Here is a 19,542-nt window from a genome sequence, read left to right on the forward strand (position 1 = left end):
GCTCGACCTGGAACAGCACGGCGGCCGGACCTTCGAGGGCGTCGCCGTCCGCGTCGCTCAGCGCGTCCTCGCGCTGGCCGCGGCGATCTGGCACAACCACAAGACCGGACAGCCGGTCATGCGATCCCTGATCGCCTACGACCACTGATCACATCGGAATGACTCGTCTAGTGGCCCAACCACCGCCCGTCCAGAAGGCCTTGACCGCGCGCATGCCTGAAGCAGGCGCACGGCGCGGGTGGGCGGTGCGGGCGCGGCCCGCAGGGCCCGCACCCGGGTCACCGGCCCGCGCCGCCGTGACGCATGTCACGCATTCTCCGAGCGGTTCGGGTGCACCGAATCGGGCATTCGAACGTCTTCTCCTGTGTCGGATCCCGTAGGGGCGTCCGGCAGCCGTACCTCTCAGCTCAGCTTGTCCATGCCGTCTCAAGGGAGCAGGCGTTGTCCTCCGTCATCGAGCAAGCCGTGCAGGCCCGCCTCGTCGCCGCGGACCCGCGGACGCAGACGGTCACCGCGAGCCTCCGTTACGACCGCGACGACCCGTTCGCCGTCCGTATCGACTTCCCTCCGCCCGCCACCCTCGAGAACGTCGAAGTGGCCTGGACCTTCGCCCGGGAACTGCTGGAGGACGGACTGGACGGCGAGGCGGGTGAGGGCGACGTGCGCGTGCGGCCCTACGGCTTCGAGCGGACGGTGCTGGAGTTCCACGCGCCGGAGGGCACCGCCCTCGTGCACATCCGCACCACCGAACTGCGCAGGTTCCTGAGCAGCGTGGAGGAGCTCGTCCCGGCGGGACGCGAGCACCTCTACCTCGACATGGACCACGATCTCGCGGAGCTGCTGCGCGACGCTCTCTGAGCGGTCCGGCGCGCGGACCGGTCGGCCCGGCTCGCCCCAGCGCCCCAGCGCCCCAGCGGCGGCACACGACCGGCCGCACCGGAGCGTGTCACGCTCCGCGCAAAATACGTTTGCCCGCCCGCCGCGTTCCCCGTAACGTCGTAACCGGCCCTGTTGTCGTCGATCGGAGTAGGACGTTGCTCGTCTGAGGTCCTGAGACACCGAGCCACGCGCAGTTCCGCGTGGCCTTGTGTGCGATCTCGGACTCCGAGCCGTCCTCCGCCGCCCCGGCGCACCGGGGCCGTTGTGCTGCCGCTCGCCTCCCCCTGTCGCCATCGGTGTCTCCACCCGTTGCCCACGCACGTACACCGAGCAACCGGGAGGCCCACATGGCACACCCAGCCACATGCATCACCTGTTCGTCGCTCTCCTTCACCTGGCCGGACGGCACAACCGTCCTCGACGGCCTCGAACTGGCCGTCGGCCCCGGCAGAACGGGCCTCATCGGCCTGAACGGTTCGGGGAAGTCGACGCTGCTGAAGCTCGTCGCGGGCCGGCTGACCCCGACCGGAGGCACCGTCAAGGTCGTGGGCGAAACCGGCTACCTGCCGCAGAACGTGGTCCTCGACACGGGCATGCGGGTGGACGCCGCGCTCGGCATCGCCGGGACGCGGGCCGCTCTGCACGCCATCGAGGCCGGCGACGCCGGTGAGGAGAACTTCACCGCGGTCGGCGACGACTGGGACGTCGAGGAGCGTGCCCTCGCCACGCTCGACCAGCTCGGCCTCGGCCACATCGGCCTGGACCGGACCATCGGGGAGGTCTCCGGCGGCGAGTCGGTACTGCTGCGGCTGGCCGCGCTGCTCCTCGCCCGCCCCGACGTCCTGCTGCTCGACGAGCCCACCAACAACCTCGACCTCGCCGCGCGCCGGAGGCTCTACGCGGCCGTGGACGCGTGGTCCGGGGTGCTGGTGGTCGTCAGCCACGACCGTGAACTCCTCGAACGGACCGACCAGATCGCCGAACTGCGGCAGGGCGAGGTCACCTGGTACGGCGGGAACATCTCGGCGTACGAGGAGGCTCTCGCCGTCGAGCAGGAGGCGGCGGAGCGCATGATGCGCGCGGCCGAGGCCGACTTCAAGCGGCAGAAGCGCGAACTCGCCGACGCCCACCTGAAACTGGCACGCCGGGTGCGGTACGGGCAGAAGATGTGGGACAGCAAGCGGGAACCGAAGATCGTCATGGGCGCCCGCAAGCGTGCCGCGCAGGAGTCGGCGGGCAAGCACCGCATCCTGCACGAGCAGAAGCTCGCCGGCGCGAAGGAGCGGCTCGACGAGGCGGTCGAGGCGGTCAGGGACGACGACGAGATCCGCATCGACCTGCCGCGGACCGCCGTCCCGCCCGGGCGCCGGGTGCTGACCCTGTGGGAGCTGGAACTCCAGTACGGCGCACGGGTGTCCGGAGAGCTCGAGGTGCGCGGACCGGAACGGATCGCGCTGGTCGGCAGGAACGGCGCGGGCAAGACGACACTGCTGCGCACCCTGGCCGGCGAGCTGGACCCGGTGGCGGGCGAGGCGGTGGCCCATGTGCCGCTGCGCTTCCTGCCGCAGCGGCTCGACATCCTCGACGACGAACTGTCGGTCGCCGGGAACGTGGCGCGTTTCGCTCCCGAGGCGAGCAACAACCGGATCCGGGCGCGGCTCGCGCGTTTCCTGTTCAAGGGGGCGCGCGCCGACCAGCCGGCCGGCACCCTGTCGGGCGGCGAGCGGTTCCGCGCCGCGCTGGCCGCACTGCTGCTCGCGGAACCCGCTCCCCAGCTGCTGATGCTGGACGAGCCCACGAACAGTCTCGACATGGCGGGCGTGCGCCGGCTGACGGCCGCCCTGGAGTCGTACGAGGGCGCTCTGGTCGTGAGCAGTCACGACCTCCCGTTCCTCCGGTCGCTGGGCATCACCCGGTGGCTGCTGCTGGACGGGGAACTGCGCGACATCGACCCGGAGGAGCTCATGGAGGGCTGACCACGTCGGGAGCGGGCCGGCGCGGGGAAGCACCGCCGGCCCGCGGCGGCCCGTGACGGCCGGCGAGGGGCTCTCAGTGATCTTGTCGGGGTAAGGATGGAATTCTGTCGGCCTGGCGGGATTCCGTCCCCTGTGCGGACCGGGACATGATGGGCGCGGCCCACCGTTCCGCTTCCAGGGAGAGCAGCACGTGCCCAGCAGAAGAGCCCTTGTGCGCCGCCCCGGCCCCCGTCTGGCCGAGGGCCTGGTGACCCACATCGACCGGCAGCCGGTGGACGCGGAACTCGCGCTCCGGCAGTGGCAGGAGTACGTCGGCGCACTTCAGGACCACGGCTGGCAGACCGTGGAGGTGGAACCGGCCGACGACTGCCCGGACGCGGTGTTCGTCGAGGACACCTGTGTGATGTTCCGGAATGTCGCGCTGATCGCGCGCCCGGGCGCCGAGTCGCGGCGCCCGGAGACGGCCGCGGTCGAGGAGACGCTGGGCCGCCTCGGCTGCTCGGTGAACTGGGTCTGGGAGCCGGGCACCCTGGACGGCGGCGACGTGCTGAGGATCGGCGACACCCTGTTCGTCGGGCGCGGCGGACGCACCAACGCGGCGGGGGTGCAGCAGTTGCGCGCCGCCTTCGAGCCGCTGGGCGCGCGGGTGGTCGCGGTGCCGGTGAGCAGGGTGCTGCATCTGAAGTCCGCGGTGACGGCCCTCCCGGACGGCACGGCGATCGGCTACGAGCCCCTGGTGGACCACGCCTCCGTCTTCCCGTCCTTCATGCCCGTGCCGGAGGAGCCGGGAGCGCATGCGGTGCTCCTCGGAGGCGGCAAACTGCTGATGGCGGCGAGCGCGCCGAAGACCGCGGAGCTCTTCGCGGACCTCGGGTACGAACCGGTGCCGGTGGACATCGGGGAGTTCGAAAAGCTGGAGGGCTGCGTGACGTGCCTCTCCGTACGTCTGCGCGAACTCCACTCATAGAGTGAAAAAACAACCACGCTCGCGACCCTCCGGCCCGGGCTCCGGTGGACCCTTACTCGACCTTTAACCTACGGTCTCGTAACCTACGACACCGTAGGTAAAGCCCCGTCCCCCTGGAGCACCAGTGACGATCACCTCTTCCCCCCTCGGCAATTCGGACGCGTGGACCGACGCCCGCCTCCTCTTCGCCCTGGAAGAGGTGGTCGAGAAGGAACTCAACCGTCACCTGAAGGTGGCCAAGGACTGGATGCCGCACGAGTACGTGCCCTGGACCGACGGGCGGAACTTCCCCGAGTTCTTCGAGGACGGCGAGGCCTGGGAGCCCAGCCAGTCGAAGGTCACCCCGGTCGGCAAGATCGCGCTGGTGGTCAACCTCCTGACCGAGGACAACCTGCCGAGCTACCACCACGAGATCGCGTCGCTCTTCGGCCGCGACGGCGCCTGGGGTACCTGGGTGCACCGGTGGACGGCCGAGGAGGGCAGGCACGGCATCGTGATGCGCGACTATCTGCTCGCCTCCCGGGCCGTCGACCCCGACCAGCTCGAGCAGTTCCGGATGTCGCACATGTCGGAGGGCTTCGAGTCCGACAACCGCCACTCGATGCTGCACTCCGTCGCGTACGTCGCCTTCCAGGAGCTCGCGACCCGCATCTCCCACCGCAACACCGGCCAGCAGTCGGGAGACCCGGTCTGCGACCGGATGCTGGCGCGCATCGCCGCCGACGAGAACCTTCACATGCTCTTCTACCGGAACCTGCTGGGCGCGGCCTTCGAGCTCGCTCCCGACCTCACCATGCAGGCCGTCCGGGACGTCGTCGTGAACTTCCGGATGCCCGGGCACGGCATCCCCGGCTTCGAGCGGTCCGCCGCCCAGATGGCCATCGGGGGCGTCTACAACCTGCGCATCCACCACGACGACGTGCTCCAGCCCGTCCTGCGCCACCTGAAGATCATGCAGATCGACGGTCTCGGGCCCGAGGGCCGGAAGGCCCAGGAGGAACTGGGCCTGTTCATGGGCGGCCTCGACGGTGAGGCGAAGAAGTTCGACGAGCGGCTCGCCGCCAGGAAGGCCAGGCTCGAGGCGCGCGCCGCCAAGCTCTGACACACGCGCCTGCCGTTCCGCACCTTACGGTTCGGCGGATACCGGCAGGCACGGCACGCCGGGCCCGCTCCGTGGAACGCCACGGGGCGGGCCCGTCGCCGCGCGGCCCGGTGAATCCCACGGGCGCGCCCGGCAGGCGTCATCGGTCGTCGTCGCGGCGCAGCCGGTCCCGTTCCCTCTCCGAGAGGCCGCCCCACACACCGAAGCGTTCGTCGTGGGCCAGCGCGTACTCCAGGCAGGCCTCCCGCCCCTCGCAGGCCAGGCAGAGGAGCTTGGCCTCGCGTACGGATCCGCCGGGCTCGGGGAAGAAGAAGCCGGCCCCGGTCTGCGCGCACAGCGCCAGCTCCTGCCAGTCGCCGCCGGCGTCACTGCTTCGGGACACGGTGAGAGTGCTTTCCGTGGTGCTGTCGAAGAACATGCGCGCCACTGTGCCCACGGTCGTTCAACATTCGATGAACGAGTGGTCAATCCGGCCGGGAACAGCCTTGCCGCGCCGTGTGCCTCCGCGCGTCCGGACCCGGACCGGCCGGTTCGGGGTCCGGACCGACCCGGCTCGGGGGCGGTCAAGGCCGGTCGGAGCCGGTCGGGGCCGGTCGGCGCCGCGTCAAGGCCGGTCGGGGCCGGTCGGCGCCGCGTCGGGGCCGCGTCGGAGGAGGACCGTCACGTCCCCGGCTCGCTGGTGACGACTCCGAACTCCGCGCCGTACGGATCCCGGAGGGTGGCGACGCGGCCCACGCCCTCCATGCTCATCGGTTCCGTGCGCGTACCGCCGCCGAGCCGCCCCGCCCGCGCCACCACCGCGTCACAGTCGCCGACCTCGAAGTACACCAGCCAGCGGGGCCGCCTGCCGCTCTCGGACGGGTCGGCCTCCAGCGGCCAGAGCCCTCCGAACATCGCCTCCTCGCCGGTTCCCGCGGGGCGGGCGGACGTGAACGCACCTCCGGGCCAGGGCGTGTTGGCGGTCTCCCAGCCGAAGACCTTGTCGTAGAAGGCGGCGGCGCGCGGGACGTCCGGCGTGTACAGCTCCGTCCAGCACAGCGCGCCGGGCTCACCGACGACGTCCAGCCCCTTGTTCTTCCCCGGCTGCCAGGCGCCGAAGGCGGCCCCCGCCGAGTCGGCGAGGACGGCCGTGCGGCCGAGGTCGAAGACATCCATGGGCGCGAGCAGCACAGTGCCGCCGGCCTCCCGCACCGCCTTCGCGGTGGCGTCGGCGTCGGGCGTCTGGAAGTACACCGTCCAGGCCGGCGGTCCCTGTTCCCCGGTGACGGTCATCCCACCGGCGGCGGTCCTCCCGTCCACCTCGAACATGCCGTATCCGCCGGCCTCCGGCCCCGCCGAGCGGAACCCCCAGCCGAGCACTTCGCCGTAGAAGGCGGTCGCGCCGTCGAGGTCCGGGGTGCCGAGGTCGATCCAGTCGGGGGCGCCGTCGACATAACGGGTGGTGAGCATGATCGCTCCTTCGGTGGGTCCCGTTGTCCCTGCCGGACCGAGTCTCGCACCGGCCACCGGCCGGTGCACAGCGCGCGGGCGCGCGGGCGCGCGGGCGCGGCGCGCGGGCGTTTCTCCGTGCTGTGCGTGCGGGACCGCTCAGCGACGGCGTGTGAGGGCGCCGCCGCCGAAGGCCCCGGGCCGGACCGCACCGGCGTGGAGCGCGGGAACCTCACTCCGGACACGGCCCGCTCCCGCGCGGGCCTCCCGTTCGATCAGCAGACCGTCGGCGTTCTCCGTGCGCGTTCCCCCGCGCCGGAGCAGGACGACGATCAGCCCGCCCACGACGGCCCACAGTCCCAGCAGAAAAGCGACGAGCGTCCCCACGAGTCCTCCCATTGCGATGCCTGCCCCCGTGTCCCCGGGCGATCGTCGCACCGGGCACGGGGGCCGCGCACTGCCGGGCTCCGGCAGTCTTCGAGCGCTTTCGCGTCCGGTTCCTGTCCGAGTTCCGGCAGGCACCCACGCCCGTCGCCGGGCTGAGGGAGCGTTCAGACGACTCGTGCGGGCGCGTTCCCCCGCTCGGCGCGTTCCGCGGAAGGTGACCGGCTCTCCACGACGGTGTGGCCCGCCTCGGCGGCGCGGTCGAGGTTCAGGCCGGCCAGGGCGACGAGCACCACCAGGGCGAAGGCGAGCGCGCCGAGGCCGAAGCTCAGCGTGTACTGGCCCTCCGCGGGCAGCCGGGGCGCGCCCGGCGGCAGTCCCGGAAGAGTGTTGGCGGTCAGCAGTGTGGTGATGACGGCGCTGCCGACGGAGCTGCCGACGGACCGGGCGATGGAGTTGATCCCGTTGGCGATGCCGCTCTGGTGGACCGGGACGCCGGCGACGATGAAGGCGGGCAGTGTGGCGAAGCCGAAGCTGACGGCGATGCCGGTGAGGATGCCCGCTACGACGACCGACGCGGTCGTACCGTGCGCGAGGGCCAGCCAGGCGAAGCCGAGCACCCCGGCGCCCGCCCCGGCGGCCAGCGTGACACGGGCGCCGATCCGGCGCACGAGCGCACCGCCGAGCTGCGCCGCGACCAGCGAGGCGACGGCGCCGGGCAGCAGGTACAGGACGGAGGCGCGCAGCACCGAGGCGCCGAAGCCGTATCCGGCGAGCTCCGCCGGTGTCTGCACCAGGTAGGAGATCCCGATGAACTGGGTGAACATCCCGAAGCCGAGCAGCACTCCGGCGATGTTGGTGTGGAGCACGGGCCGCAGCACGAACATCCTCATGTCGACCATGGGGTCCTTGACCCTGCGCTCGACCAGCACCCAGACCCCGCTCATCACCGCGGCGCCCACGAGGCATCCGACGGTGCCCGCCGAGCCCCAGCCCCAGAGGTTGCCCTGCGAGACGGGCAGCAGGAGCAGCACGAGCGCGGCGGCCAGGGTCGCCGCGCCCCACCAGTCGGTGCGGCCGCCGGTGGCCCCCGCGGACGGGGGTACGACGACGGCCACGGCGGCCAGCGCGACGACGGACAGTGCCGTGGCGAGCCAGAACACCCGGTGGTAGTCGGGGTCGGCGCCCTGGGTGAGCAGGCCCGCGCCGACCAGCGCGAAGCCGCTGCCGAAGGCGAGGGTTCCGCTGACCAGGCCCATGGCGCCGGGGAGCCGGTACGGCGGCAGTTCGTCGCGCAGGACGGACAGCGCCAGCGGGAAGATCGCTGTGGAGGCGCCTTGCAGGACGCGGGCGGTGATCAGCAGCGCCAGCGAGTCGGTGGCGGCGGCCAGTACGGAGCCTGCGACCGTCAGGGCCAGGACGCCGAGGAGCACGGGCCGCTTCCCCCGCTGGTCGCCGAGGCGGCCGAGCAGCGGGGTGAAGACGGCCGCCGACAGCAGGGTCGCGGTGGTGAGCCAGCCCACGGTGGAGGGGGCCAGGGACAGGTCGCGCTGGATGACCGACAGGATCGGGACGACCAGTGTCTGCATCATCGCGACGACCATGGAGGCGAGTCCGAGGGTCAGGACGAGGACCATCCGCCCGCTGTCGGGCGCGAGCATGCCCTCGCGGGGTCTTGCGCGGTGTGTGGGCGGCATGGTGCTGCCTTCCGGATGTGGTGGGCGGGTGGTTCAGCCGGCCAGCGGTACGTCGAGGACCGCCCTGCGGTGACTGAACGTCACTAGTGAGTAGTGGCCGTGGTAGCTGCCCGTACCGCTGGGTCCGACGCCGCCGAACGGGAGTCCGGGGACGGCGAGATGGCTGATCGGCAGACCGAAGTTGAGTGCGCCGGAGGAGGTCTCGGCGGCGAGGCGGCGCCGCGTCGTCCCGTTCTCCGTGAAGACGTACAGGGCGAGGGGCTTGTCCCGGTCGTTGATGAAGCCGATCGCCTCGTCCAGGCCCGGCACGGTCACGATGGGCAGGACCGGGCCGAAGATCTCCTCCCGCATCACGGGGGCGTCGGGCAACACATCGGCGAGGACGGTGGGCGCTATGTATTTGGCGGCGCGGTCGTGCTGCCCGCCGGTCACGGTACGGCCGGAGTCCAGGAGCGCCACGACGCGGTCGAAGTGGCGCTCGTTGACGATGCGCCCGTAGGCGTCGGAGGCGGCGGGGTCGGTGCCGAACAGGTTCCGGATCGCCGTGATGAGGGCGGCTTCGAGGGCGTCCGCGGTGACCGGGTCGGTCAGGACGTAGTCCGGGGCGACGCAGGTCTGGCCCGCGTTGGCGAACTTCGTGTGTGCCAGCCTGGCCGCTACCACGGCGAGATCGGCGTCGCGGTCCACGAAAACCGGTGATTTGCCGCCCAGTTCGAGGGTGACCGGGGTCAGGTGCTCGGCGGCCGCCCTCATCACGATGCGCCCGACCGCGCCGTTGCCGGTGTAGAAGACATGGTCGAAGTCCTGTGCCAGCAGCGCTGTCGTCTCGACCACCGCGCCCTCGACGACCGCGACGGCGTCGGTGTCCAGGTAGGCGGGCAGCAGCCGGGCCATCAGCGCGGAGGTGGCGGGCGACAGTTCGCTCGGCTTGGCCACCACGGCATTGCCGGCGGCCAGCGCGCCCGCGACCGGTGTCAGGAGCAGGTTGACCGGATAGTTCCAGGCGGAGATGACCAGGACGACGCCCAGCGGGTCGAACTGCGTGCGGGCTTCGGTCCCTTCGGGGAAGCGGTGCGCGGGCACGGCGGCGGGTCGCGGGGTCAGCCACTCCTCCAGGTGCTCCAGGTAGTCGTCGATCTCGGTGAGGGTGGAGCCGATCTCCATGGAGTCGGTCTCGGCGCGGCTCTTGCGCAGGTCGGTGTGGAGCGCGGCGGCGATGGCGTCGCCGTTCTCGGTCAGCAGGGCGCGCAGCCGGGTGAGCTGCTGAAGGCGCCAGTCGAGGGGCTTGGTGCGTCCGGTGCGGAAGGTGGAGCGCAGCCGGCCGACGAGGGCCGCAGCGTGCTCGGCGGTGAAATCCGGGTGGGTGCCGGGGCCGGTGGTCGCAGTCGTAGTCACAGTCGTGTCCCGTGGGTGAAGTGGGTCGGGCGGAGTGAGGGTGGGCTCTGAGCGAAGGTGTGCTCAGAGTGGAGGCGGGCTCTGAAGGCGGGTCAGTGCGAGGGGGAGGCGGCGCGGTCCGGCGGGCCGGCGGAGTCTGCCGGGGTGCCGAGCAGTCCGGTCAGGAAGGCTTCGGCCGCCGGGCCCAGGAGCCGTTCGCCGTCGGCCACGGATTCCAGGCCGAGGACGAGGGCGATAAGGATGTCGGCGGCCTGCGCGGGGGTGAGCGCCGCGGCCGCTCCCCCGGCCGGTGGTAGGCCGCCGGCCGGGGGTGGTCCGCCGGCCGGACCGGGGCCGGCCGTGACACCGGAGCCGACCGCCGGGCCGGCTCCCGCCTCGGCGAGTACACCGGTCAGCAGCCGCCGCAGTTCGGCGGTGAAGCCGTGGCAGATGTCACCGAAGAGCCGGGCCTTCTCGTCGAGGAGTTCGGCGCTGTGCGGGGAGTCCCCGGCCAGCTGGAGCACCAGGGAGAGCTTGGCCTCCAGGATGCCGCGGACGCGTGCCACGACCGGAGCGTCGGCGGCCGCCGCCCGCCGGGCCCGTTCGAGCGCCTCGGCGTGCAGACGCTCGGCGAGCCGGCGGAAGGCGTCGTCCTTGCCGCGTACGTACTGGTACACCGCCGACCGGGACACGCCCATCGCGGTGGCGATGTCGTCCACGGTGGTGCGTCGTACGCCATACCTGGTCAGGCAGTCGTAGGTGGCGTCAAGGACCTCGCCGAGCCGGTCCGTTCCCATCGTCAGCCGAGCACTTTCAGCAGCCCGGCGGCGAGCGGGCGGGAGGACGCCGGGTTCTGGCCGGTGTGCAGGTTGCGGTCGGTCACGATGTTCGGGGCCCACGGTTCGCCCTCGGCGAAGTCCGCGCCGAGTTCGACGAGGCGGTCCTGGAGCAGCCACTTCGCCTTGTCGGCGAAGCCCGCCTGGGCCTCCTCCGCGTTGGTGAAACCGGTCAGCCGGTAACCCGCGAACGGCGAGGAGCCGTCCTCGCGGCGGGCGGCCAGCAGTGCGGCGGGGGCGTGGCAGACCACGCCGAGCGGCATGCCGGAGTCCAGCGCCTCGGTCAGCAGTGCGCCGGAGGTCCTGTCGACGGCGAGGTCCTCCATCGGGCCGTGGCCACCGGGGTAGAAGACGGCGTCGTAGTCGGCGAGGCGCACGTCCTCCAGACGGACGGGCCGGCGCAGCTCGTCGAACGACGAGAGGGCTTCCTCGATCTTGTGGGCGCCCTCCTCGCCGCCGTTGGCCCCGGGGGCCAGGCTCGCGCGGTCGACGGTCGGCACGACGCCGCCGGGCGTGGCGACCACGACCTCGTGACCGGCCCCGGTGAAGACCTGGTGGGGGGCGACGGCCTCCTCGGCCCAGAAGCCGGTCGGGTGGCGGGTGCCGTCCGCCAGCGTCCAGTGGTCGGCGCCGGTCATCACGAACAGGATCCTTGCCATGGTGGTGCTCTCTTCCGGTTGGACGCTCTGACACCCTGGACTCAGAACGTCAGCGTGGTCAGGGACAAACGTAGGGCGCCTCCGGTATAGGCATCCAATAGGATTCTTAAGATGAGGGATAGGAATTCCAATGGTCGGCCGTCACCGCCACCGGCCGGACCCGCGCAGAAGGCTCGAACGGCGCGCACCGCGGCCGACGCCAGGGCGAACGGCACGCGGAGCGCCGCCGCGAGCGCGGCGGGGAGCGCCCCGCCCGCGCCACCCCTGGACCTCACCCAGCTGCGTACGTTCCTCTCCGTCCACAGGACCGGTTCCTTCACCGCCGCCGCGCAACTGCTCGGCCTCTCCCAGCCGACCGTGACCACCCAGATCCGCGCACTGGAGGAACGCCTCGGCCGGCAGCTGTTCGAGCGCCGGCCCCGCGGCGTGGCACCCACCCCCTTCGCCGACGAACTGGCCGTCCGGATCGCGGACCCGCTCGACGCCCTCGCAGCCGTCACCGAGCGGGGCGTCCACGGCGAGGAGCCCCGGCCCGAGCCCGTGCACCTGGGGGGACCGGCCGAATTCCTCGCCGTCTGCGCGCTGCGCACACTGGCGCCCCTGGTCGCGCAGGGAGTCAGGCTGCGGGTCACCACCGGCCTGTCCGACGAACTGCTCGACGGGCTGCGCGCGGGCCGCCACGACCTGGTGATCTCCGCCCACCGGCCGCGCGGCCGCACCCTGACCGCCGAGCCGATGGCCGACGAGGAGTTCGTCCTGGTCGCCTCCCCCGAGTGGGCCGCGCGCATCGGTCCCGACCGGGTCGCCGCCGAAGGAGCCGCGGCGCTGGCCGGGGCGCCGCTGGTGACATACGCGGAGGACCTGCCCATCGCGCGCCGGTACTGGCGTCACGTCTTCGGCGAGCGCCTCACCGCCCAGCCCGCGCTCACGTTCCCCGACCTGCGCGGCCTGTTGGCGGCCGTGGCCGCGGGAGCCGGCTTCACCGTGCTGCCCAGTTACCTGTGCCGGGCGGAGCTGGCCTCCGGCGCGCTGGTCATGCTGCTCAGCCCCGAGGACCCGCCGATCAACACGGCCTTCCTCGTCCAGCGCCCCGGAACGGCCCACAACCCGCATGTGGCGCTGGTCCGCGACCACCTCCTGCGCCAGGCCCGCTCCTGGTGACCGCGAGGGGTGCCGACGGCACGCGGTCACCCGGCACGGGTACCCCGGACGCCCCGGACGGGGCAGTCACCCGCCGGGGCGCCGGACACAAGGGGCGGCGGCCGGCCGCCGCCTGCGGCAATCAGTACCCGGAGCCCACCATGGCCTCCGCGACGTCCTCCGAGACCTCTTCCGCCAGATCCTGAGCCATCTTCTCGGCCATGCTCTCCGCGTTCCCGGCCATCTCCTCGGCCATGCTCTCCGCGTTCCCGGCCATCTCCTCCGCCATGGCCTCCACCCCGGCGTACGGCCCGTTCTGCGGCGCCGCGTCCGCCCCGTCGGCCGCCGTGCCGCCCGAACCCTGCTGCGACCCGCTCTCGGCCGCCCCCTGCGCCGTGCCGCCCGACCCCTGCTGCGACGGGCTCTCCGCGGCACCCGCCGACCCCTGACCCGACTCGCTGTGCGCCGCGTCCCCGGATCCGTGGCCCGGCTCGCTGTGCGCCGCGTCCTGCGATCCGAAATCGGATTCCCGGTCCGGCCGGCGCCCCGGCCCGTCGTGCGACTCGTGGCCGGATCCGTGGTGCGAGTCGTGGTCCGAACCGTGGTGCGAGTCGTGGTCCGCCCCGTGGTGGTGCTCCCTCTCCTTCTCCTTCCGCCTGCGGCGCCGTTCGCCCTGCGCTCCGTGGTGCGGCTCGTCGTCGTGCGGCTCGTAACCGGGAACCGTGCCGTCGGGCTTGGCGACGAGCAGCAGGCCGACCATGCCCATGTCGGAGTGGCTCTGCACATGGCAGTGGTACATCCAGGCGCCGGGCCCCACCCCCTCCCCCGCGATGATCTGGAAGCCGAAGGAGTCACCGGGGCCCGTGATCTTGTTGTCGATGATGCGACTCAGGTCCTCGGGGCCTTCCAGGATGCCCGTGCGGTTGTCCGCCCAGCGGTGCCCGTGCAGGTGGAAGGTGTGGTAATGCTCTCCGTGGGTGATCATGACGATCTCCACCCGGTCGCCCACCGTGGCCTCGAGGTTGGGGCTGCCGTGGCCCGACCGGTTGTTGATCGACGTGTCGTTGAAGACGATGGTGAACGTCTTGTCGGGGAGGATGTCCCCCTTCCGGCGGACGACGATGGGCCCGTAGAGACCCTTGCGGACGCCGACCGTGCCGTGTTCCGTGCCCACGACGTGGTCGTGGTAGTGCCAGTAACCGGCACTCCCGGGGCGCCAGGTGCCGTCCTTGCGCCGGCCCGGCGCATGGGTGCGCCAGGTGTAGGTGCGGGTCTCACCGGGCTCGACCCTGCTGCGGTTGAGATCCGTGCCGTCGCTGGCGATGTCGTAGTTGACGCCATGGGCATGGAGGCTGACGGGCACGTCCATGGTGTTCTCGAACTCGATGTGCAGGGTGTCGCCCTCGTTGATCTCGATCAGCGGCCCCGGGATGCTCGCCTCGCCCTTCTCCAGGCCGTAGCCCATCCGGCCGCCCGGCAGCCGCTCTGCGTACAGCCTCAGATGGCGCACCTCTCCGCCCTCGGGGGCGGTCTTCGGCGGGTTCCTGGTCGCGGCACCGTCGGCCGTGGGGAGGGATAACGATGTCAGCCCTGCGGCGGCCGCACCTCCCACCAGCAGGCGCCGGTTGAAGGTCCGTCTGCCGATGCCGCTCTTGCCGCTGCCCATGACTTTGCCCATGTCGAACTCCTTACGGCCACGGAGGCTGACGGGGCGTAAGCGGCCCCTGGGGGACTGCCACACGGTAGCTGTCCGATCATCATTTATCCACACTAAGGACAAAGTTCGTCGTGTCGCGTCTTTACCTATTGGCGAACCGTCAAAAGACGTCTAGCTTCATCGGCTGTCTGTGAGCACGCTGTGACCGAAGAGGGGCGGATGAACACATGCACCGCACTCCGATACAGAGATCAGTCCCACCACGACCGGCACGCCGATCCCCCGGCCGATCCCGCCGCGGCCCTGCCGCGGCCCTCCTGGGCGGCACCCTGGCGGCCTCCCTGCTCCTGCCGTTGCTGAGTACCACCGAGGCCGCGGCCGGACCCTGGCCCGAGCCTCCACTGACAACGCTGTCACTTCCCTCGCCGCCGGGTGGCGAAAACGTCCGGGTCCTCGTCTTCCACGCCTCGGCCGGCGACGAGTCCCCGGTCGTCGACGCCGGCATCGAGGCCATCGAGAAGATAGGCGGGTCGGGCCCGGCGGCCCAGCGCTTCCGGGTCGACGCCACCGACGACGCATCCGTCTTCACCCGGCCCAGGCTCGGCCGGTACAACGCGGTCGTCTTCCTGACCGGTGGCGGGGACGTGCTCGACCCCGAGCAGGAAGCGGGCCTCGAGGCGTACATGGAGGCCGGCGGAGGCTTCCTCGGCATCCACGACGCGGCTCGCACCGAACCGTACTCCGACTGGTTCACCGGACTGGTCGGCGCCCGTCCGGCACCGGGCGGTCCCGGAGACGTCCAGCGCGCGACCGTCGAGGTCGGTGACCGGGTCCACCCGGCGACCAGGAATCTCCCCCTGACGTGGAAGCGCCCCGACAAGTGGCTGAACTGGGCGCGCAATCCCTCGGGCGAGGTGCACACCGTCGCCCGGGTCCGGGAGAGCACGTACCGGCCGGGGGCGAGCGCCAACGGCTGGGACCACCCGGTCTCCTGGTGCCGCGACTACGACGGTGGCCGGTCGTTCTACACGGCCATGGGCGGCACCGCGGACAGCTTCACCGAGACGGACTTCCGGTCGCATCTGCGCGGCGCCCTGCTGTGGACGACCCGGCTGGCCAGGGCCGACTGCAAGGCCACCATCAACGCCAACTACGCCGCCGAGCGGGTGACCCGGCCCAACCAGCCCGGCCGGTCCGACCAGATCGGTGAGCCGCACGGCCTCGTCGTCGCGAAGGACGGCCGGGTGTTCTACATCGGCCGCGGGGGCGGCGACGCCGCCGCGCCCGTCGTCACCGACTGGAACAACCCCGACATCGGCAAGGGCGAGGGCCAGATCCACGTCTACGACCCGAGGACCAAGGAGGTGACCTACGCCGGCGCCGTCACCGTCTTCGGCAACAAGGGCGGCGGCGACGAGCTCACCAAGAACGAGGAAGGGCTGCTGGGCATCGAACTGGACCCGGACTTCCTCTCGAACGGCTGGGTGTATCTGCACTACACACCCCACTCGCGCATCAACCGCGAGACCCGCACGGCCGAGCGCCGCGTCTCCCGGTTCACGATCGACCCCGCCACGAACAGGCTGGACCTGGCCGGCGAGAAGGTGCTGCTCAGGTGGCCGGTGCAGATCCACAGCTGCTGCCACGCCGGCGGCGGCATGGCCTGGGACTCCGAGGGCAACCTCTACATCGCCACCGGTGACAACAACTCCTCCCGCTTCAGCGACGGTTACTCCGGCAACAACCCCGAGCCCGACTTCAAGGGCGTGTCGTTCGCGGACGCCCGGCGCACCGCGGGCAACACCAACAACCTCAACGGCAAGATCCTCCGTATCCATCCCGAGGACGACGGCACGTACACGCTGCCCGAGGGCAACCTCTTCACGGGCAGGGAGCAGGACGAGGGCGGTGGCAAGACCCGCGGCGAGATCTACGTGATGGGCGTGCGCAACCCGGCACGGATCTTCGTCGACAGGGCCACCGACATCCTCTACGCCGGATGGGTCGGCCCCGACGCCTCGAACCCCAGCACCACCTGGGGCCCGGCGAAGTACGACACCTTCGCCGCCATCACCCGGGCGGGCAACCACGGCTGGCCGTTCTGCATGGGCAACAACCAGCCGTACCGCGACCGCAACCTGCCCGATCCCACGAAGCCGCTCGGCTGGTACGACTGCGACGCGCCGAGGAACGAGTCGCCCAACAACGACGGGCTCGTGAACCTGCCGCCCGTCACACCGAACACCATCTGGTACTCCCCGCAGGGCGGCGCCCCCGACTTCCCGCGCGACGCCGACGGCATACCGAGCTACAAGGCCGAGGAGCAGAAGCTGCTCCTGCCCTGGCTCAAGGGCGGTGGCCAGGCCACCATGAACGGCCCGGTCTACCGCTACGACGAGAGCAGCGAATCCACCGTCAAGTGGCCCGCCTACTGGGACGGCAAGTGGTTCGTCGGCGACTTCTACGACGGCGACCAGCCGCGCCATGCCGTGCTCACCGATCCGAAGACGGTCGGCAAGGGCGGGCTCCCGGTGCACGCCGAGAGCCTGAAGAAGATCGTCCCCGTCGGCGCGGACGGCATCCGCAACCTCATGGACTGGAAGTTCGCGCCCGACGGCTCGCTCTATGTCCTGGACTACGGGCGCGGCTTCTTCACCTCCGACTCGAAGTCGGCCCTGTGGCGCGTCACCTACAAGGGCGGCGGGCCGACCCCGGCCGCCGGCGACCTGGCGAGGGGGGACGGGCAGTGAGGCACCGGCCGGCACGCATATGGGCAGGGGTGCTGACGGCCCTGCTGATGGTTCTCGGGCTGACGTCGACGGCCGCCTACGGGCGCGACGACGGCACCCGGGCGGACGCCGCCGCACAGGTGCTGACGTGGACGGCAGGCAGCGACATCACCAAGTACCTCTCCGCGCCCGCCACGGCGGTGGCGGGCGAGACGACGATCGTCTTCGAGAACAGCGAGGCGACCGGCAACACCATCGGGATGCCGCACACGCTGACCTTCGACGTCTCCGACCCCGAGTACAACAACGACGTCCCGCTGAACATCCTCGCCAACCCCAACGACGACGAGGGAGGACGGCACACGGCGACGGTGACCCTGTCGCCGGGCCGCTACCGCTACTACTGCACCATTCCCGGGCACGGCCAGATGCAGGGGATCCTGAACGTGACCGAGGCCGGCGGCGGTGAGGACACGACCGCCCCGGAGACCTCGGCGGCCGTGGAGGGCGAGCGGAACGCCGACGGAGCCTACATCGGCCACGCCACCGTGACGGTGACGGCCACCGACGCCGGCTCGGGCGTGGACCGGATCGAGTACGCGCTGGGTGACTCGGGAGCCTGGACGCCGTACACGGCGCCCGTGATGGTCCACGAGGTCGGCACCCACAAGGTGCGCTACCGCGCCACCGACAGGGCGGGCAACACGGCCGCCGAGAAGGAGGTCGGGTTCGAGATCGCCGCACCGCCGACGGACGACACCACGCCGCCGGAGACCTCGGCGACCGTCAGCGGCGAGAAGAACGAGCAGGGCGAGTACGTGGGCATGGCGACGGTGACGGTGACGGCCTCCGACACCGGGTCCGGCGTCAACACCATCGAGTACGCGCTCGGGGACTCCGGTGCCTGGACCGCGTACACCGGGCCCGTGATGGTCCACGAGCCGGGCGTCCACACGGTGCGATACCGCGCGACGGACCGGGCGGGGAACAGGTCCGCGGCGAAGTCCGCGCAGTTCACGGTGGTCGTGCCGCCGGCCGAGGACACCGTGCCGCCCGAGGTCTCGGCGGCGGTGGCCGGCGAGAGGAACTCCGACGGCGCCTACCTCACCAGCGCCAGGGTGACGGTCACGGCGCGCGACACAGGCTCCGGGGTCGACAAGGTGGAGTACTCGCTCGACTCCGGGCCGTATCTCGCGTACACCTCACCCGTGATCGTCGACCGGGTCGGCTTCCACACCGTGCAGTACCGGGCCACCGACAAGGCCGGCAACACCTCGGCCGCCGCGAAGGTGTCCTTCTCGGTCGTGGAGAGCGGCGGGGTGCCCGCGCCCAACTGCCCGGAGTGGGACGAGCGGCTGACCGTCATCGTCGGCACGGTGGACTCCGGGGTGCCGAACCGCGTCACCCGAAACCGGTGCACGGTCAACGAGCTGATCGAGGACGAGAAGGACTGGACCTCGCGCGCGCTGTTCCTCAAGCACGTGGACTCGGTGCTCGACCGGCTGCTCAGGGACGGTGTGATCGACGAGCGTGAGCACAAGAGGATCCGCAAGGCGGCCAAGCAGTCCGGCATCGGCAGGCCCGGCCAGAACGAGGGCTACACCGACCTGTTCGACGGCAGCGCCGAGTCCTTCGCCAAGTGGCAGCATGTGGGCGGCGGTTCCTTCGCGCTGGGCGAGGACGGGTCGATGACCTCGGGCACCGGCAGGGACGGACTCGGCATGCTGTGGTTCCCGGAGCGCAAGTACGACGACTTCTCGCTGAAGCTCCAGTGGCGGGACGACGCGCCGGGGACCGGGAACGCCAACTCCGGTGTGTTCGTGCGCTTCCCGTGGGTCCACGACCACCCGGAGGAGCCGCGTCCCGAGTGGGTCGCCATCAAGTACGGCCACGAGATCCAGGTGCTCGACCGGCCCGACGGCGACATGTACAAGACGGGGTCGGTGTACGGCTTCGACCGGGTCGGACTCGGCGGAGCCGGGGTGACCGAGAAGGGCACGTGGAACGACTACGAGATCCGCGTGACCGACCAGCACTACTCGGTCTACCGCAACGGCGTGCTCATCAATGAGTTCGACAACGTCGGCGGGCAGGAGTTCACACCGCCGCGCGCCGACGACCCGGGCACGGACGGCCGGCGGTTCGCCTCCGGCTACATCGGCCTCCAGGTGCACGGCACGAGCGATGTGATCTCGTACCGGAACATCCGGATCCAGGAGCTGTGACCGGCGTCTGAGGCACGGGTGCGCAACCCGGGGCTGTCACCTTGCCGGGTTCGCTCGCCTCCGGGCGCTCACCGCGCAGGAGGTGGCAGCCCCGGTCCCGTGCTCCGCCGCCCTCGCACCGGGGCCGGCCGGGCCGTACGGCGATCCGCACGGGACGGCCGCGGTCGTCCCGTGCGGGGGCGGGCGGCTCAGTCCCTGGCCCGGCTCGGCTGCACCCGCTTCGGTTCGCCGTGCATCTTCGGGTGCTCCGGCGGATAGGGCAGGTCGCCGAGCCCGTGTTCCCGCACATCGCGCGCGGCGAGTTCCAGCAGCGGCTCCAGCCCGAAGGCGTGGTCGTCCATGTCGGCGTGCACATCACCCAGTTCGGCGTAGCGCGCCGGCATGGTCGCGAGGTCGAAGTCGCGCGGGTCGGCGTCGTCCAGCTCCTCCCAGCGCAGCGGGGCGGAGACCGGGGCGTGGGGCTTGGGGCTGTCTCTTATACGCATCTTA

At 71.5% G+C, this 19,542-nt stretch carries 14 protein-coding genes and 3 pseudogenes; 8 read left to right on the forward strand and 9 right to left on the reverse strand.

Annotated features, from left to right (window positions below; all coding sequences use genetic code 11):
* The 5 genes and pseudogenes from GUY61_RS40265 to GUY61_RS17570 all read left to right on the forward strand — a co-directional run.
* Positions 1-148 (forward strand): annotated as a pseudogene (locus GUY61_RS40265) (IS982 family transposase); the annotation flags it as partial.
* 293 nt (positions 149-441) lie between these two features.
* Complete coding sequence (locus GUY61_RS17555; protein ID WP_166631123.1) at positions 442-858, forward strand: SsgA family sporulation/cell division regulator; 417 nt, start codon at positions 442-444, stop codon at positions 856-858.
* A 368-nt stretch (positions 859-1,226) separates the two neighbouring features.
* Positions 1,227-2,855 carry an ABC-F family ATP-binding cassette domain-containing protein gene (locus GUY61_RS17560; protein WP_166631124.1) on the forward strand — a complete coding sequence of 543 codons (1,629 nt, stop codon included), beginning with the start codon at positions 1,227-1,229 and terminating at the stop codon, positions 2,853-2,855.
* A gap of 190 nt (positions 2,856-3,045) precedes the next feature.
* The gene (gene ddaH, locus GUY61_RS17565) at positions 3,046-3,822 is read left to right on the forward strand and encodes a dimethylargininase (protein ID WP_166631125.1); all 777 of its coding nucleotides are present in this window, start codon (positions 3,046-3,048) and stop codon (positions 3,820-3,822) included.
* Positions 3,823-3,946: 124 nt separating this feature from the next.
* Positions 3,947-4,924, forward strand: coding sequence for an acyl-ACP desaturase (locus tag GUY61_RS17570; RefSeq protein ID WP_166631126.1), 978 nt, complete (start codon positions 3,947-3,949; stop codon positions 4,922-4,924).
* A 139-nt stretch (positions 4,925-5,063) separates the two neighbouring features.
* Here GUY61_RS17570 and GUY61_RS17575 read toward each other — a convergent pair whose 3' ends face one another.
* From GUY61_RS17575 to GUY61_RS17605, 7 genes are all read right to left on the reverse strand, one after another.
* Positions 5,064-5,342 carry a WhiB family transcriptional regulator gene (locus tag GUY61_RS17575; protein ID WP_166631127.1) on the reverse strand — a complete coding sequence of 93 codons (279 nt, stop codon included), beginning with the start codon at positions 5,340-5,342 and terminating at the stop codon, positions 5,064-5,066.
* Positions 5,343-5,584: 242 nt separating this feature from the next.
* Complete coding sequence (locus GUY61_RS17580; protein WP_166631128.1) at positions 5,585-6,373, reverse strand: VOC family protein; 789 nt, start codon at positions 6,371-6,373, stop codon at positions 5,585-5,587.
* Between the two features lie 138 nt (positions 6,374-6,511).
* Entirely contained in the window at positions 6,512-6,739 is a 228-nt protein-coding gene (locus tag GUY61_RS17585) for a hypothetical protein (RefSeq protein ID WP_166631129.1), read from the reverse strand.
* A gap of 164 nt (positions 6,740-6,903) precedes the next feature.
* Positions 6,904-8,433, reverse strand: a complete 1,530-nt coding sequence (locus GUY61_RS17590) for an MFS transporter (RefSeq protein WP_243766534.1) — start codon at positions 8,431-8,433, stop codon at positions 6,904-6,906.
* Positions 8,434-8,466: 33 nt separating this feature from the next.
* Complete coding sequence (locus tag GUY61_RS17595) at positions 8,467-9,828, reverse strand: aldehyde dehydrogenase family protein (protein ID WP_166631130.1); 1,362 nt, start codon at positions 9,826-9,828, stop codon at positions 8,467-8,469.
* A 92-nt stretch (positions 9,829-9,920) separates the two neighbouring features.
* Positions 9,921-10,604 (reverse strand): TetR/AcrR family transcriptional regulator, encoded by a 684-nt coding sequence (locus GUY61_RS17600; protein WP_166631131.1) that lies wholly within the window; start codon positions 10,602-10,604, stop codon positions 9,921-9,923.
* Between the two features lie 2 nt (positions 10,605-10,606).
* Positions 10,607-11,302: a type 1 glutamine amidotransferase domain-containing protein gene (locus tag GUY61_RS17605; protein WP_166631132.1), complete on the reverse strand. Its 696-nt coding sequence runs from the start codon at positions 11,300-11,302 to the stop codon at positions 10,607-10,609.
* Between the two features lie 111 nt (positions 11,303-11,413).
* On the opposite strand from GUY61_RS17605, the gene GUY61_RS17610 reads away from it, so the two are divergent.
* Entirely contained in the window at positions 11,414-12,463 is a 1,050-nt protein-coding gene (locus GUY61_RS17610; RefSeq protein ID WP_166631133.1) for a LysR family transcriptional regulator, read from the forward strand.
* Positions 12,464-13,094: 631 nt separating this feature from the next.
* On the opposite strand, the pseudogene GUY61_RS17615 reads toward GUY61_RS17610, so the two are convergent.
* Positions 13,095-14,087 (reverse strand): annotated as a pseudogene (locus tag GUY61_RS17615) (multicopper oxidase domain-containing protein); the annotation flags it as partial.
* Between the two features lie 239 nt (positions 14,088-14,326).
* Between GUY61_RS17615 and GUY61_RS17620 the strand changes: the two are divergent.
* Positions 14,327-16,849, forward strand: a complete 2,523-nt coding sequence (locus tag GUY61_RS17620) for a ThuA domain-containing protein (protein ID WP_166631134.1) — start codon at positions 14,327-14,329, stop codon at positions 16,847-16,849.
* Positions 16,850-16,896: 47 nt separating this feature from the next.
* On the forward strand, positions 16,897-19,053 hold the full coding sequence (locus tag GUY61_RS17625; RefSeq protein ID WP_166631136.1) for an OmpL47-type beta-barrel domain-containing protein: 2,157 nt from the start codon (positions 16,897-16,899) through the stop codon (positions 19,051-19,053).
* 188 nt (positions 19,054-19,241) lie between these two features.
* On the opposite strand, the pseudogene GUY61_RS17630 reads toward GUY61_RS17625, so the two are convergent.
* Positions 19,242-19,542: pseudogene (locus GUY61_RS17630) on the reverse strand (ATP-dependent DNA ligase); the annotation flags it as partial.

The sequence above is a fragment of the Streptomyces sp. GC420 genome (assembly GCF_009916105.1).
In the GTDB taxonomy this organism is placed as follows: Bacteria; Actinomycetota; Actinomycetes; order Streptomycetales; family Streptomycetaceae; genus Streptomyces.